The following is a 13382-nucleotide window of genomic DNA, read 5'->3' as shown; positions in this document are numbered from 1 at the left end:
CCCTGTTGAACGGAATTAGCCATGTCAGATTTACCACAAAATGATGCCACCAGGCTGGATGAGGGGATTTACCCCATTCGCGATGTCTCCCGCCTCACAGGTGTCAATGCCGTCACCCTGCGCGCCTGGCAGCGCCGCTACGGGCTGGTGCAGCCGGCCCGCACCGAGAAGGGTCACCGCCTCTATAGCGAGCAGGACATCCGCCAGATAGGCGAGATCCTGAGCTGGCTGGAGCGGGGGGTGAGCATAGGCCAGGTCAAGGGATTGCTGAGCGAGCCCCAATCCCAGCTGGTGAGCGATCACTGGCAGCAGACCCTGGAGCAGCTGTGCCAGTCTGTGCTCGCCCTCAGCCAGCGCAAGGTGGAGGCGCAACTGAATGACCTGCTGGCGAGCTACCCGTTCGAGCTGGTGCGCAGCCGGGTGCTGCAACCCTTGGTGGAGCAGTTACTCGGCCTGTGGCGCGAGCGTCCCGATGGCGAGCTGCTGCAGCAGGTGTGGCTGGGCTGGCTTCATACCCGCTTCGCCCGCCACCTGATCGAGCAGGAGAAGGGCGTGCCGATCACCTTGGCGAGCTGGGGCCAGGTCGGCCCCCTCGATCTGGTCTGGTCTGCCTACGAGCTGATCGGCCAGGGTTATGAGGTGCAGTTGCTGGGGGCGGTCGAGCCGCGCCACCTCGCCCTGCTGGAGGGGCGGGCGACCACTCCCTGGCTGGTGCTGCTGGGGGCCGGGCTTGGCAAGCCGGATCTGGCCACCGGCTGGCCGACAGGCACCCGCTTGTTCGGCGAGCTGGGGCGCCTCTATGACACGGATTGGCTGGCGGCTCACGGCTGGCAGCCCACCCTTGCACAGGTTTCTTTGGACCAACCGGCAGCCCGTGGCGGCGCCGTGCGCGGGAGCAAGACCCCATGAAGCTGGTCTGGTTTCGCAATGATTTGCGCCTCGCCGACAACCCGGCCTTGCGACACGCTTGCGCCGAGACGGGAGAGGTAGCCGCCCTGTTTGTCATCTCCCCGACCCAGTGGCGACAACACAAGATGGCCCCCATCCGTCAGCGCTTTATGCTGGCGCAGGTCGATGCGCTGGGCCGCGAGCTGGCGGCGCTCGGCATCCAGCTCCATCTGCTGCGGGTGGAGACCTTTGCCGAGCTGCCGGCGGCGCTGGCGGCCCTGAGCCGGCAGCTGGGTGTCACTCATCTCTACGCCAATCAGGCCATCGAACTCGATGAACAGCGCCGCGACCGTGCCGTCAGCGCCGTGCTGGCGGAGCAGGAGGCAAGTTGCCATTGGCTCAACGGCTGCTGCGTGTTGCCGCCGGGTCGGGTACTGACAGGTGCAGGGGAGATGTTCAAGGTGTTCACCCCCTTCAGCCGCGCCTGGCTCAAGGCGTTGGAGGAGGATGGCTTCGTCATTCACAGACCTCCCGCGCCACGGGGCGAGCCGCTGTTGTGGCAGCCGCTGGCCGACAGGGCATTTGTCGATGCAGATCTCGGTGAAGTGACGCCGGATCCGCGCTGGCCGGTGGGGGAGGCCGAGGCACTGCGCCGTTTACACGCCTTTCTGGAACAGGCCGTACTCGACTACGGCGAGACCCGGGACTTTCCGGCGCAGGCGGGCACCTCCATCCTCTCGCCTTATCTGGCTGCTGGCATCATAAGCCCGCGCCAGTGCGTGGGGGCGCTGCAGCAGCGGCTCGGTTATCGGCCCCAATCCAAGGCGCAGCCCGGTTTCGTCTGGCTCAACGAGCTTGTCTGGCGCGAATTTTATCGTCACCTGCTGGTGCTGGTGCCGACCCTCTCCATGAACCTGCCGTTCAAACCCGAGACAGCGGCCTTGCCTTGGGGCTGGGATCCGGAGGCCTTGGCCGCCTGGTGTGAGGGGCGGACCGGCTATCCCATCGTCGATGCGGCCATGCGCTGCCTCAACGCCACCGGCTGGATGCACAACCGGCTGCGGATGATAGTGGCGAGCTTCCTGACCAAGGATCTGCACATCCACTGGCGGCTCGGGGAGGATTACTTCATGAGCCAGCTGATTGACGGGGATCTGGCGGCCAACAACGGCGGCTGGCAGTGGGCGGCGGGTACGGGTGCCGATGCGGCCCCCTACTTTCGGGTGTTCAATCCCACCACTCAGGGGCAACGATTTGATCCACAAGGAGACTTTATCCGTACCTGGGTAACTGAACTTGCCGATGTCCCCGCCGCCTATGTGCACCAGCCCCATGACTGGTTGCGACTCAAGGGAGGAAGGGGATATCCGGCACCCATGGTGGATCACGCCGTCGCCCGGGTGAGAGCCATCGAGATGTTTCGACACCTGGAGAAATAGGATGAACGCGCCGCTGGCCCGCTTTATTGCCCTTTACCAGCAACTGGACAAACAGCAGTTGCATCGCTTGCCGGACGTCTACGCCGAGCAGGTGATCTTCATCGATCCGGCCCACCGTATCGAGGGGCTGACGGCGCTCACCGACTATTTTGCCGCCCTCTATCAGCGTCTCGCCGACTGTCGCTTCGAGATCGTCAGCCAGCAGCAACAGGGTCGTGAGGCCTGGATAAGCTGGGTCATGACCTTCTCCCACCCAAGGCTCGGCGGGGGGCGGCCCGTCACTGTGGAGGGGGCGACCCGGCTTGAGTTCGACGCCGCAGACAAGGTGTGTCTGCATCGCGACTACTTCGATCTCGGCGCCATGCTCTACGAGCAGTTGCCGCTGCTCGGATCTCTGGTGCGCACCATCAAGGGGAGACTGGGATCATGAGCGGACGTGTGCTGATCACGGGGGCCAGCTCCGGGCTGGGCCGCCAGCTGGCGCTCGATTACCGGCAGGCGGGCTGGCGGGTGTGGGGCTGCGGTCGCGATGGCGATCGGTTGCTGGCACTGGGTCGCCACGGCATCACCCCATTGCAGTTTGATGGCCGGGATGCGGCTGCCATGGCAGGGGTGGCAGCCAGCCTGCCGCCGCTTGACCTGCTGATCCTCAATGCCGGCAGCTGCGAATACATGGATCTGGCTGAGGGGTTCGATGGCGAGCTGTTTGCCCGGGTGATCGAGACCAATCTCATCGCCACCGGCCAGGCGCTGGCCGCCTTCCTGCCGCTGCTGGAACGCGGTGCCCGGCTCGCCATCGTCGGCTCCTCGGTGAGCTGGTTGCCGCTGCCACGGGCCGAAGCCTATGGCGCTTCCAAGGCGGCCCTCGACTATCTGGCCGATACCCTGCGTCTCGATCTCAGGGCCAGGGGCATAGCCGTGACCCTGATCCGCCCCGGCTTTGTGCAGACGCCGCTCACCGCCAAAAATGATTTTCCCATGCCCTGCCTGGTGACGGTGGAGCAGGCCTCTCGCGCCATCCTGACCGGACTGGCGGCAGGTCGTCACCAGATCCACTTTCCCCGCCGTTTCATCTGGTTGCTGCGCCTGCTTGGCGCACTGCCGGTGGGACTCTGGCTGCGGCTTGGCAGCACGCTTGTTTCGAAAGGACGCCCTTCATGAAGAAAAAAATCGCCATCGTCGGCTCGGGTATCTCCGGGCTTACCGCCGGTTTTCTGCTCCACAAGCGCCACGACATCACCTTGTTCGAGGCGGCCCCCACTCTGGGGGGGCATACCGCCACCGTCGATGTCAGCCTGGCCGGTCGCAGCCATGCCATCGACACAGGTTTTATCGTGTTCAACGATCGCACCTACCCCAACTTCCTGACGCTGCTTGAGCGGATCGGCGTGGCGCGCCAGCCGGCCGAGATGAGCTTTTCGGTGAAGAGCCCGCAGGGGCTCGAGTACAACGGTCACAATCTCGACACCCTGTTTGCCCAGCGCAGCAATCTGCTGAGCCCGCGTTTTTACCGCTTCGTGGCCGAGATACTGCGCTTCAACCGGGAGGCCCGTGCCTGGCTGGCCGACGGCCAACGCCATGGCGAGTGTCCCGCGCTGACTCTGGGGGACTTCTTGCAGGTGGGGGACTTTAGCGACTACTTCGCCCGCCACTACATTCTGCCCATGGGGGCTGCCATCTGGTCCTCCACCCTGGCGGACATGCGAGCCTTCCCGCTGGCCTTCTTCCTGCGCTTCTTTGCCAATCATGGCCTGCTCGATGTGGCCAACCGTCCCCAGTGGTACGTGATCCCGGGCGGCTCGCGGGAGTACATAGGCCCGCTCACCGCAGGCTGGCAGCCGCAGATCCGCCTCGCCTGTCCGGTGCAGGGGATCCGGCGGCTGGCCGAGGGGGTGTCGATCCAGAGCCGCTATGGCGAGGAGCAGTTTGACGAGGTGATCCTCGCCTGCCACAGCGATCAGGCGCTGGCCCTGTTGCAGGATGTCAGCGAGCGGGAGCAGGCGATTTTGGGCGACATGGCCTATCAGGCCAATGACGTCTGGCTGCATACCGATGCCAGCTGCCTGCCCACTCGCCGCAAGGCCTGGGCCAGCTGGAACTATCAGCTGGACGGGGACGATGAGGCGCGGCCGCTGGTGAGCTACAACATGAACATTCTGCAGGGGGTGAGCTCGCCAGTGCCCTTCTGCGTCAGCCTCAATCCCAGGGGCAAGGTGGACGAGAGCAAGGTGCTGCGCCGCTTCGTCTATCACCACCCTGTGTTCAATCAGGCATCCATTGAGGCGCAGCAGGCGCGGCTGGAGATCTGCGGCCAGCAGCACACCCATTTCTGCGGCGCCTACTGGTACAACGGCTTTCACGAGGACGGGGTGCGCAGCGCGCTGGACGTGGCCAGACGGTTCGGGGCCGAGCTATGAGCACTGCCGCCATGGCTCAGACCGTCAGCGCCATCTGGCAGGGCTCGGTGCGCCATCGTCGCTTCGCACCCAGGGCCCATGCCTTCTCCTACAGCCTCTTCATGCTGGGGCTGGATCTGGACGAGCTGCCGAGCCTCGGCCAGGGGCGCTGGTTCGCCGTGGATCGGGCCGGGCTGCTCTCCTTTCACCGCAATGATTACCTCAAAGGCCGCGAGGGAAGCCTCAAGCAGGCGGTGTGGGACAAGGTGACCGAGCTTGGTGGTGCGGCCGAGCCGGACGAGCGCGTCTTGCTGCTCGGCAATGTACGCTGCCTGGGCTTCTATTTCAGCCCGGTCAATTTCTACTTCTGCTACCGGCAGGGGGAGGCGCGCTATCTGCTGGCGGAGGTGTCGAATACCCCCTGGAACGAGCGCCACTACTACCTGCTGGATCTGGCGGCGCTGGCGCCCCACGACAAGGATTTTCACGTATCTCCCTTCATGGGGCTGGCCATGCGCTACCACTGGCGCATTCGCCCGCCGGGGCAGGAGACGCTGATCCATATCGAGAGTCATCCCAGGTCCGGCGAGGCCAAGCTGTTTGACGCCACCCTGGCGCTCCGTCGTGAGCCGCTGTCGCGCAAGGGGCTGGTAGCGCTGCTTGCCCGCTGGCCCTGGATGACCCTGAAGGTGCTGCTCGGGATCTACTGGCAGGCCCTGCGTCTTTTTATCAAACGAACCCCTATCTTCACTCATCCGGAGAGTCGCTAATGGAACTTGTGCAATCAACCCTCTCTGCCTCTTTCATCGACAAAGGCGCGAGGCAACTGCTGCTGAATCTGCTGGGGCGTCTCGAGCATGGTCAACTGCTGCTGCGGGATGGCAGCGAGCGCCACAGTTTCGGTGTGGCCGGCACTGACCTGCACGCCGAGGTGGTGGTGCAGGATCCGGCCTTCTATCGCCGCCTGTTGCTGGGGGGCAGCATAGCTGCCGGTGAAACCTGGGTGGAGGGGCTTTGGACCAGCCCGGATCCGGTGGCGCTGGTGCGGTTGCTGGCCCGCAACCTGCCGCTGCTCGACAGCCTGGAGCGGCGCCTTGGCTGGCTCAGCTTTCCGTTCAACAAGGTGCGCCACTGGCTCAACCGCAATACCCTGACAGGCTCGAGATCCAACATCGCCGCCCACTATGATCTCGGCAATACCCTCTATCAGGGCTTTCTCGATGGCCACATGCAGTATTCGAGTGCCATCTATCCGAGTGCCGACGCAAGCCTGGAGCAGGCGCAGCAGGCCAAGCTGCACACCATCTGCGAGCGGCTGGCACTGAAACCGGACGACCATCTGCTGGAGATAGGCACCGGCTGGGGCGGGCTGGCCATTTATGCCGCTCGCCACTACGGCTGCCGGGTGACCACGACGACCATCTCCCGGGCCCAGCACGACTACGCAAAGGAGTGGATTGCGCGGGAGGGGCTCGACGATCGCATTACCCTGCTGCTGGAGGATTACCGCAAGCTGGAGGGAACCTTCGACAAGCTGGTCTCCATCGAGATGATAGAGGCGGTGGGCCATGCCTTCCTGCCGGACTATTTCCGCCAGTTGTCGCGCCTGCTCAAACCCGGTGGTCGCCTGCTCATTCAGGCCATCACCATAGCCGATCAGCGCCACGCCCAGTATCTGCGCGGGGTCGATTTCATCCAGCGTTACATCTTCCCCGGCGGCTGCCTGCCGAGCGTCTCCCAGATGGCGGGCTTGCTGGCCCGCGAGACCGATATGCAGCTGGTGCGGCTGCACGATCACGGCCACCATTACGCCCGCACCCTGGCGCACTGGTGCGAGCGTTTTCTGGCGCTGGCCCCTGAGCTGCCGAGGCTCGGCTACAGCCAGGATTTCATCCGGCTGTGGCACTTCTACTTTGCCTATTGCGAAGGCGGCTTCTGGGAGCGGGCCATCAGCCTGGTCCAGCTGGAAGCGGCCAAGCCGGGCCCCCTTGGCTGGTCGGGGGATCTGCCAGTAAGCGGTCACTGACCATGTGGCAGTGGGCCCAGCTGCTGGGGTTCAACCTCTACTGGTTGCTGGCGGTAAAGTGGCAGCAGCCGGGCCCACTGCTGCTGATGCTGTTGCTCCACTTTCTCTTCTCCCCCAGCCGCAGGCACGATCTGCGGTTATGGCCGGTGGCCCTGGCCGGCTGTCTGCTCGATGGCTTGCTCTGGCAGCTCGGGTTGTTTCAGTTTTCGGCCGGTTTCCCTCTCTGGCTGGTACTGCTCTGGCTCGGTTTTGCCCTGACGCTGGCCCACGGCATGTGCTGGTTGCGCCCCTTGCCCTGCTGGCAGCAGGGGCTGTTTGGCATGGCGGGTGGCGCTTCCTCCTATGTGGCGGGAGCTGCCATGGGCGCAGTACACTTACCTTGGGGCATCTGGATCAGCACTGCACTGCTGGCGGTGATCTGGATGTGGTGGTTACCCGTACTCCTGTGGGTAACGGTCAAGCTGGAGGGTGAAGCGAGATGAACACCTTTTCGACCGACACCTTGTTGTTTTCCAAGTGGACCAAAGAGAGCCAGCACGAGCTGACCGAGCGCTTCTATCTGGTGGTGTCATGCCAGCGGGATGCGCAGGGGCAGCTGGCCCGCGTGGTGATGCAGGATATCAACACCCTGCTGGAACAGGAGATGGATTGGCATGAACTGGAAGATCCCGCGAGCTGGCACATGGGGTGGAATTAGCCTGCTGATCGTGGCCTTGAGCAGCCCGTGTTCACTGGCCAAAGAGGCCCTTTCCACCCCCTGGCAGCCGCTGCGAGCCGTGGGGCAGGGGGAGATGAGATGGCTCTGGTTCAAGCTCTACGACGCTACCTTCTACAGCGCAAGTGGCCGTTATGAGCCGGGCCATTATCCACAGGCGCTGATCCTCACCTACGCCAGAGATATCAAACGCAGTGATTTGCTCACCGCCACCGACGAGGAGTGGCAGCGACTCGGGCTCGGCAGCGATGCCGATCGCCGGCGCTGGCTCGATCAGCTGGCGGCGCTCTGGCCCGATGTGGGGGCGGGAGACAGACTTGCCTTCTATGTCGACAGGGGCGGCACGGGCCATTTCTGGTGGCACGAACGGCCGCTCGGCAGCCTCGCCGATCCCCAATTCTCCGCGGCCTTTCTGGCCATCTGGCTCGCCGACAACAGTCGTGATCCCGCGCTCACCCGCCGCCTGCGGGGTCAACTCTGATGCTGGAATACTCAATGTCTCTCTATCGTTATTGTCGCTTTCTGCTGCTGTTGTCACTCGTGGTGCTGACGGGGTGTGGCAGCAATCTGGACGACTACCGTGGTCAGGGGCCGAGCTGGGATCTCGCCCGCTTCTTCAACGGCAAGCTGGTGGCCCATGGCCTGGTGACCGACCGCCGCGGCGAAGTGACCAGTCGCTTCCGGGTCGAGATGCAGGGGCATTGGCAGGGTGGCAAGGGGCAATTGTTCGAGCAGTTCTATTTCGATGACGGCCGCCGGCAGACCCGCACCTGGTTCTTGAGCAAGGGGGCGGATGGTCACTGGCGCGGTACCGCATCCGATGTAGTGGGGGAGGCGATAGGCAAGACGGAAGGCTTTGCTCTCAACTGGCGCTATCAACTCGATCTGGCCCTGCCGGACGGGGAAGTGGTGCGGGTGAGCTTCGATGACTGGATGTATCTGCTGGATGAAGATCGCCTGATCAATCGGGCCGAGATCAGCAAGTTCGGCATTCATCTGGGCGAGGTGATCCTCTATATCGAGCGGCGTCCGGGGTGAGACATGCCAGATCATCTGATGGGTGCACTTGGCGATAGCCGCTCGCTATCAATCAGTTAGGCAGCAACTATTACCTTTTGAGTCTGAATGGAGCTAATCTGGCTCCGTCGTCAAATCTGGAGGTGAAACATGAAAAGTCCGATTGGTCTTGATACCGTTCAATCACAAGCCCTGGCCGCCGAGCTGAACAAGTTGCTGGCCAGCTACCAGATCCTCTACATGAACGTCCGTGGCTTCCACTGGAATATCCGCGGCAACCAGTTCTTCGAACTGCACCTGAAATTTGAAGAGATCTACAACGATCTGCTGCTGAAGGTCGATGCCTTGGCCGAGCGCATCCTTACCCTGGATGGCGTGCCCATGCACAGCTTCAGCGACTACCTGAAAGTCTCTGCCATCCCGGAGCAGAAGGGACTGCATGACGGCCGTGCCTGTGTCGAATCCCTGCTTGAGAGCTTCCGCGAGCTGCTGGTCGCCCAGCGCCGGATCCTGGGACAAGCCGCCGAGGCCGGTGACGAGGGGACTGCATCCATCCTCTCCGACTATGTGCAGCAGCAGGAAAAACTGGTCTGGATGCTGCGCGCCTACCTGGCCTGACCCTTTGTTGAAGCGAGTTTTGTTGTAAACCTTTGTTGTAAACCCGAGTTGTCTCTCCTTTTATCCACCCGCTTGCCGCCCTGTTTGGGCGGTTTTTTTGTTTTTGATCTGCATCAATGAAAACTTAATTGGCAAATTGAATGCCTATTAAGTTTTTGGCGAGGGGCATAGAATCGCCACAAAACAAGTAACTGAAATGTCCAATTGGGAGAGGCATGATGTTTTGTGTGCAATGTGAACAGACAATTCGTACCCCGGCAGGCAATGGCTGTGCTTATGCACAAGGCATGTGCGGCAAGACGGCCGAAACTTCGGATCTGCAGGATGTGCTGATCTATGCGCTGCAGGGCCTCAGTGCCTGGGCGCTGGCCGCTCGCGAGCACGGCGTCATCGACAACGAGATCGATGCCTTCGTGCCCAAGGCCTTCTTCGCCACCCTCACCAACGTCAACTTCGATTCCGCCCGCATCGTTGGCTATGTCAACCAGGCGCTGGCTCATCGTCAGCAGCTGGCCGACCGTCTGGCGGCACTGGCGGTGCAAGTCACCGGCTTGCCCGAGGCTGCCGGCTTCGAGCCGGGTGACGAGCTGCTCGCCCAGCTGGCCCATGCGCCGCAAACCGCGGTCAATCGCGGCAAGAGCGAGGTGCACGAAGACATCATGGGGCTGCGTCTGCTCTGCCTCTACGGCCTCAAGGGCGCCGCCGCCTACATGGAGCACGCCCGGGTGCTGGGTCAGCAGGATAGCGCCGTGGCCACCGAGTTCCATCGCATCATGAGCTGGCTCAGCACGGACCCGAGCGAGCTGGATCCCCTGTTCAAATGTGCCATGGAGATCGGCCTGCTCAACTTCAAAATCATGGAGATGCTGGATCTCGGTGAAACCACCGCCTTCGGCCACCCGGAACCGACCCAGGTGCGCGTTACCCCTGTGCCTGGCAAGTGCATCCTGGTCTCCGGCCACGACATGATGGATCTCAAGCTGATCCTGGAGCAGACCGCAGGCACCGGCATCAATGTCTACACCCACGGCGAGATGCTGCCGGCGCTGGCCTACCCCTTCTTCAAGCAGTACCCCCATCTGGTGGGCAACTACGGTTCCGCCTGGCAGAACCAGCAGAAGGAGTTTGCCAACTTCCCCGGCGCCGTTGTGATGACCTCCAACTGCATCATAGATCCGAACGTGGGCGACTACAGCGACCGCATCTTCACCCGTTCCATCGTCGGCTGGCCGGGCGTGACTCACCTGGAAGGGGATGACTTCTCCGCCGTGGTGGCGAAGGCATTAGCGCTGGAAGGTTTCAAGCACACAGAACTCGAGCATTTCATCACCATCGGCTTTGCCCGCAATGCCCTGATGCAGGCGGCACCAGCAGTGATCGACAAGGTGAAAGCCGGTGAGATCAGCCACTTCTTCCTGGTGGGCGGTTGTGACGGCGACAAGGCCGAGCGCGCCTACTTCACCGAGTTTGCCAAGGCAGCCCCGCAAGACAGCCTGCTGCTCACCCTGGGCTGCGGCAAGTACAAGTTCAACAAGCTCGACTTTGGCGACATAGGCGGCATTCCCCGTCTGCTGGACGTGGGTCAGTGCAACGATGCCTACTCCGCCATCCAGCTGGCGCTGGCGCTCTCCGAGGCGTTCGAGTGTGGCGTCAACGACCTGCCGTTGACCCTGGTGCTCTCCTGGTTCGAACAGAAGGCCATCGTCATCCTGCTCACCCTGCTGGCGCTCGGTGTGAAAGACATTCGCACCGGTCCGACCGCACCGGCCTTCCTGACCCCGGCCCTGCTCAAGGTGCTGGAGGAGCAGTTCGGGCTGAAAGGGACCACCACGGCCGAAGCAGATCTCGCCGAGATCCTGGCGGCCTGAATCCGGTGATAGCGCAGGCCGCGCCGGCCTGATCATCTCAGCGTGTTGTAAGCCTTTGGCGAGCCTGATGGCTCGCCTTTTTTCAACGCGTCGTGTTTCAAAAACATGTTTTCAAAATGAGGAGCCTTGTGATGACCTCCACCTCTCTCACCCTGCGTTGCATCGGTCATCGCGCCGACACCCATGATGTGGTGAGCTGGCAGTTCGTGCCGCTTGCAGGCAGTCTGCCCCCCGTGCTGGCCGGCCAGTGCGTGACCCTGCACACAGAGATCGACGGCCAGCCCATGTGCCGTGCCTATACCCTCTCCTCCAGCCCGCAGGACGCCTGCTGGCAAGTCACCATCAAGGATGTGGGGCGGGTCTCCCACCATCTGCACCAGAGCCTGCAGGTGGGGGACGAGATCCGGGTCGACGGCCCCTTCGGCGACTTCAACCTGACGGCGCTGCCCTGCGAGCGACCGCTGCTGCTCAGCGCCGGTTCCGGCATCACCCCCATGTGGGCCATGCTGCGCGACGAGCTGGCCAAGCGCCCCGAGGTGGACATCCGCTTCATTCACAGCGCCCGTTCACCCCAGGATCTGATCTTCGCGGACGAACTGGCTGCGCTGGCCGAGGCTCACCCCGGCGTGCGCCACGCACTGATACTGGAAGAGGCACCGACGGCTTATCCCTGGGTTGGCCGACTCAGCCCGGACATGCTGAGGGAATTGGCACCGGATCTGCTCGCTCGCCACGTCTATCTGTGCGGCCCTGCACCTTACATGACCGCCGTCTGCGCCATGCTGGCGGAGCTGGGGTTGCCAGCGGAGCAGTTGCATCAGGAGTCGTTCGGCCTGCCTGCTGTTACATCGGGCGAGGCGCCGGTTGCGGCCGCCAGCGACCATTTCTGGCTGACCCTCAAGAAAAGCGGCAAGAAGGTGAAGATATTGCCGGGCCAGACCCTGCTGGCCGCCTTGGAAGGGGCTGGCGAGACCATGATGGCTGCCTGCCGCGCCGGAGTGTGTGGCGCCTGTCGCTGTACCACGACTGGCGAGATCGAACGGCAGAGCGTGATGACGCTGAGTGCGCAGGATCTGGAGGGCGGCGTCGCACTGGCCTGCTCCTGTACCGCCAGGGGGGATGTCAGCCTCGATTATTGAGGATGCCATGAACATCTCGGCCTTTTCCCGTTGTGACTGGGCGGGTACACTCAGCCCAGTTTCACCAGAACACGGGATAAAAAATGACAATATTGGTCACGGGCGGCGCCGGTTACATAGGTTCCCATACCCTGGTTGAGCTGCTCAATGCCGGGCAGCAGGTCGTGGTACTGGACAACTTGTCCAACTCTTCCCCCGAGTCCCTCAAGCGGGTCGAGCGGATCACCGGCAAGCCGGTCATCTTCGTGGAAGGGGACGTGCTGGACAGAGCCTGTCTGCAGCAGTTGTTTGCCGCCCACAAGATTGAATCCGTGATCCACTTCGCCGGCCTCAAGGCGGTGGGGGAGTCGAGCCAGATCCCGCTCACCTATTACCAGAACAACATCACAGGTACTCTGGTGCTGTGCGAGGAGATGGCAAAGGCGGGCGTGTTCCGGCTGGTGTTCAGCTCATCCGCCACAGTGTATGGCGATCCGGCCTCTGTGCCGCTGCGGGAAGATTTCCCCACCAGCGCGACCAATCCCTACGGTCGCTCCAAGCTGATGGTGGAAGAGATACTGCGTGACTTGTCCAAATCCGATCCGCGCTGGGCCATAGTGCTGCTGCGCTACTTCAACCCGGTTGGCGCCCACGAGAGCGGCCTCATAGGTGAAGATCCCAACGGCATCCCCAACAACCTGCTGCCCTATATCAGCCAGGTGGGCGTCGGTAAGCTCAAGGAGCTGGGGGTGTTTGGCAACGACTATCCGACCCCGGATGGCACAGGTGTGCGTGACTACATCCACGTGGTGGATCTCGCCCTCGGTCATCTCAAGGCGCTGGCCCGCATCGCTGCCGATACCGGTGTTTTCACCTACAACCTGGGTACCGGTCAGGGCTATTCCGTGCTGCAGATGATCAGGGCGTTCGAGGCGGCCAGCGGCCGCACCATAGCGTACCAGATCAAACCGCGCCGTCCCGGTGACATAGCCGAATGCTGGGCCGAGCCGCACAAGGCCCGTGACGAGCTGGGCTGGCAGGCGGAGCGCGGGCTCGAGCAGATGATGGTGGACACCTGGCGCTGGCAAAGCCAGAACCCGAACGGCTATGGTCCTACTGCGAAGCCGTGATCAAGGATCATGCGCTGCTCGGGAGCCTCATTTATTCATATAAATTCCGGTCCCTGCGCAGCTCTTCGCCTTGCTGACAGCTCCTCGCGACGGCCCATCAGTTCTGAGGGCTAAAGCCTGAATGGCAAAACGCCCCGGTATCGCAATGCCGGGGCGTTCTTTATGTA

At 62.8% G+C, this 13382-nt stretch carries 15 protein-coding genes; all 15 read left to right on the top strand.

Going from position 1 to position 13382, the window contains the following annotated elements; translation table 11 throughout:
• Positions 1 to 21: 21 nt before the first annotated feature.
• The 15 genes from ACM3N8_RS06635 to galE all read left to right on the top strand — a co-directional run bounded on the left by ACM3N8_RS06635 (position 22) and on the right by galE (position 13215).
• Positions 22 to 909, top strand: a complete 888-nt coding sequence (locus ACM3N8_RS06635; RefSeq protein WP_043134382.1) for a MerR family transcriptional regulator — start codon at positions 22 to 24, stop codon at positions 907 to 909.
• Positions 906 to 2327 (top strand): deoxyribodipyrimidine photo-lyase, encoded by a 1422-nt coding sequence (phrB, locus tag ACM3N8_RS06630; protein WP_416015735.1) that lies wholly within the window; start codon positions 906 to 908, stop codon positions 2325 to 2327. The genes ACM3N8_RS06635 and phrB overlap by 4 nt, the downstream gene beginning before the upstream one ends.
• A gap of 1 nt (position 2328) precedes the next feature.
• A complete protein-coding gene (locus ACM3N8_RS06625; protein WP_043134384.1) occupies positions 2329 to 2757 on the top strand; it encodes a nuclear transport factor 2 family protein in 429 nt (142 codons plus the stop codon).
• Positions 2754 to 3488 carry an SDR family NAD(P)-dependent oxidoreductase gene (locus ACM3N8_RS06620; protein ID WP_241279175.1) on the top strand — a complete coding sequence of 245 codons (735 nt, stop codon included), beginning with the start codon at positions 2754 to 2756 and terminating at the stop codon, positions 3486 to 3488. The genes ACM3N8_RS06625 and ACM3N8_RS06620 overlap by 4 nt, the downstream gene beginning before the upstream one ends.
• A complete protein-coding gene (locus ACM3N8_RS06615) occupies positions 3485 to 4744 on the top strand; it encodes an NAD(P)/FAD-dependent oxidoreductase (RefSeq protein ID WP_290019765.1) in 1260 nt (419 codons plus the stop codon). Before ACM3N8_RS06620 ends, ACM3N8_RS06615 begins: the two co-directional genes overlap by 4 nt.
• Positions 4741 to 5493: a DUF1365 domain-containing protein gene (locus ACM3N8_RS06610; RefSeq protein WP_290019764.1), complete on the top strand. Its 753-nt coding sequence runs from the start codon at positions 4741 to 4743 to the stop codon at positions 5491 to 5493. Before ACM3N8_RS06615 ends, ACM3N8_RS06610 begins: the two co-directional genes overlap by 4 nt.
• Positions 5493 to 6749 (top strand): SAM-dependent methyltransferase, encoded by a 1257-nt coding sequence (locus ACM3N8_RS06605; RefSeq protein WP_290019763.1) that lies wholly within the window; start codon positions 5493 to 5495, stop codon positions 6747 to 6749. The genes ACM3N8_RS06610 and ACM3N8_RS06605 overlap by 1 nt, the downstream gene beginning before the upstream one ends.
• A 2-nt stretch (positions 6750 to 6751) precedes the next feature.
• A complete protein-coding gene (locus ACM3N8_RS06600) occupies positions 6752 to 7231 on the top strand; it encodes a DUF2878 domain-containing protein (protein WP_290019762.1) in 480 nt (159 codons plus the stop codon).
• On the top strand, positions 7228 to 7446 hold the full coding sequence (locus ACM3N8_RS06595; RefSeq protein ID WP_043134397.1) for a TIGR02450 family Trp-rich protein: 219 nt from the start codon (positions 7228 to 7230) through the stop codon (positions 7444 to 7446). Before ACM3N8_RS06600 ends, ACM3N8_RS06595 begins: the two co-directional genes overlap by 4 nt.
• The gene (locus tag ACM3N8_RS06590; RefSeq protein WP_290019761.1) at positions 7403 to 7945 is read left to right on the top strand and encodes a chalcone isomerase family protein; all 543 of its coding nucleotides are present in this window, start codon (positions 7403 to 7405) and stop codon (positions 7943 to 7945) included. Before ACM3N8_RS06595 ends, ACM3N8_RS06590 begins: the two co-directional genes overlap by 44 nt.
• 14 nt (positions 7946 to 7959) lie before the next feature.
• On the top strand, positions 7960 to 8502 hold the full coding sequence (locus tag ACM3N8_RS06585; RefSeq protein WP_290019760.1) for a DUF3833 domain-containing protein: 543 nt from the start codon (positions 7960 to 7962) through the stop codon (positions 8500 to 8502).
• Between the two features lie 129 nt (positions 8503 to 8631).
• Positions 8632 to 9099, top strand: coding sequence for a Dps family protein (locus ACM3N8_RS06580; RefSeq protein ID WP_021140949.1), 468 nt, complete (start codon positions 8632 to 8634; stop codon positions 9097 to 9099).
• A gap of 218 nt (positions 9100 to 9317) precedes the next feature.
• On the top strand, positions 9318 to 10967 hold the full coding sequence (gene hcp, locus ACM3N8_RS06575) for a hydroxylamine reductase (RefSeq protein WP_290019758.1): 1650 nt from the start codon (positions 9318 to 9320) through the stop codon (positions 10965 to 10967).
• 131 nt (positions 10968 to 11098) lie between these two features.
• Positions 11099 to 12106, top strand: a complete 1008-nt coding sequence (locus ACM3N8_RS06570; RefSeq protein WP_416015730.1) for an FAD-binding oxidoreductase — start codon at positions 11099 to 11101, stop codon at positions 12104 to 12106.
• An 83-nt stretch (positions 12107 to 12189) separates the two neighbouring features.
• Complete coding sequence (galE, locus tag ACM3N8_RS06565; RefSeq protein ID WP_290019756.1) at positions 12190 to 13215, top strand: UDP-glucose 4-epimerase GalE; 1026 nt, start codon at positions 12190 to 12192, stop codon at positions 13213 to 13215.
• The last annotated feature ends 167 nt before the right edge of the window (positions 13216 to 13382 follow it).

The sequence above is a fragment of the Aeromonas sp. A04 genome, from assembly GCF_047780465.1.
In the GTDB taxonomy this organism is placed as follows: domain Bacteria; phylum Pseudomonadota; class Gammaproteobacteria; order Enterobacterales; family Aeromonadaceae; genus Aeromonas; species Aeromonas bestiarum.
The sequence above is the reverse complement of the archived record's forward strand: the minus strand, read 5'-3'. Positions and strand labels throughout refer to the sequence as shown.

Bases quoted from the DNA above. Each gene is read 5' to 3' on its own strand.
- ACM3N8_RS06635 (WP_043134382.1), top strand. From the start codon at position 22: ATGTCAGATTTACCACAAAATGATGCCACCAGGCTGGATGAGGGGATT.
- phrB (WP_416015735.1), top strand. From the start codon at position 906: ATGAAGCTGGTCTGGTTTCGCAATGATTTGCGCCTCGCCGACAACCCG.
- ACM3N8_RS06625 (WP_043134384.1), top strand. From the start codon at position 2,329: ATGAACGCGCCGCTGGCCCGCTTTATTGCCCTTTACCAGCAACTGGAC.
- ACM3N8_RS06620 (WP_241279175.1), top strand. From the start codon at position 2,754: ATGAGCGGACGTGTGCTGATCACGGGGGCCAGCTCCGGGCTGGGCCGC.
- ACM3N8_RS06615 (WP_290019765.1), top strand. From the start codon at position 3,485: ATGAAGAAAAAAATCGCCATCGTCGGCTCGGGTATCTCCGGGCTTACC.
- ACM3N8_RS06610 (WP_290019764.1), top strand. From the start codon at position 4,741: ATGAGCACTGCCGCCATGGCTCAGACCGTCAGCGCCATCTGGCAGGGC.
- ACM3N8_RS06605 (WP_290019763.1), top strand. From the start codon at position 5,493: ATGGAACTTGTGCAATCAACCCTCTCTGCCTCTTTCATCGACAAAGGC.
- ACM3N8_RS06600 (WP_290019762.1), top strand. From the start codon at position 6,752: ATGTGGCAGTGGGCCCAGCTGCTGGGGTTCAACCTCTACTGGTTGCTG.
- ACM3N8_RS06595 (WP_043134397.1), top strand. From the start codon at position 7,228: ATGAACACCTTTTCGACCGACACCTTGTTGTTTTCCAAGTGGACCAAA.
- ACM3N8_RS06590 (WP_290019761.1), top strand. From the start codon at position 7,403: ATGAACTGGAAGATCCCGCGAGCTGGCACATGGGGTGGAATTAGCCTG.
- ACM3N8_RS06585 (WP_290019760.1), top strand. From the start codon at position 7,960: ATGTCTCTCTATCGTTATTGTCGCTTTCTGCTGCTGTTGTCACTCGTG.
- ACM3N8_RS06580 (WP_021140949.1), top strand. From the start codon at position 8,632: ATGAAAAGTCCGATTGGTCTTGATACCGTTCAATCACAAGCCCTGGCC.
- hcp (WP_290019758.1), top strand. From the start codon at position 9,318: ATGTTTTGTGTGCAATGTGAACAGACAATTCGTACCCCGGCAGGCAAT.
- ACM3N8_RS06570 (WP_416015730.1), top strand. From the start codon at position 11,099: ATGACCTCCACCTCTCTCACCCTGCGTTGCATCGGTCATCGCGCCGAC.
- galE (WP_290019756.1), top strand. From the start codon at position 12,190: ATGACAATATTGGTCACGGGCGGCGCCGGTTACATAGGTTCCCATACC.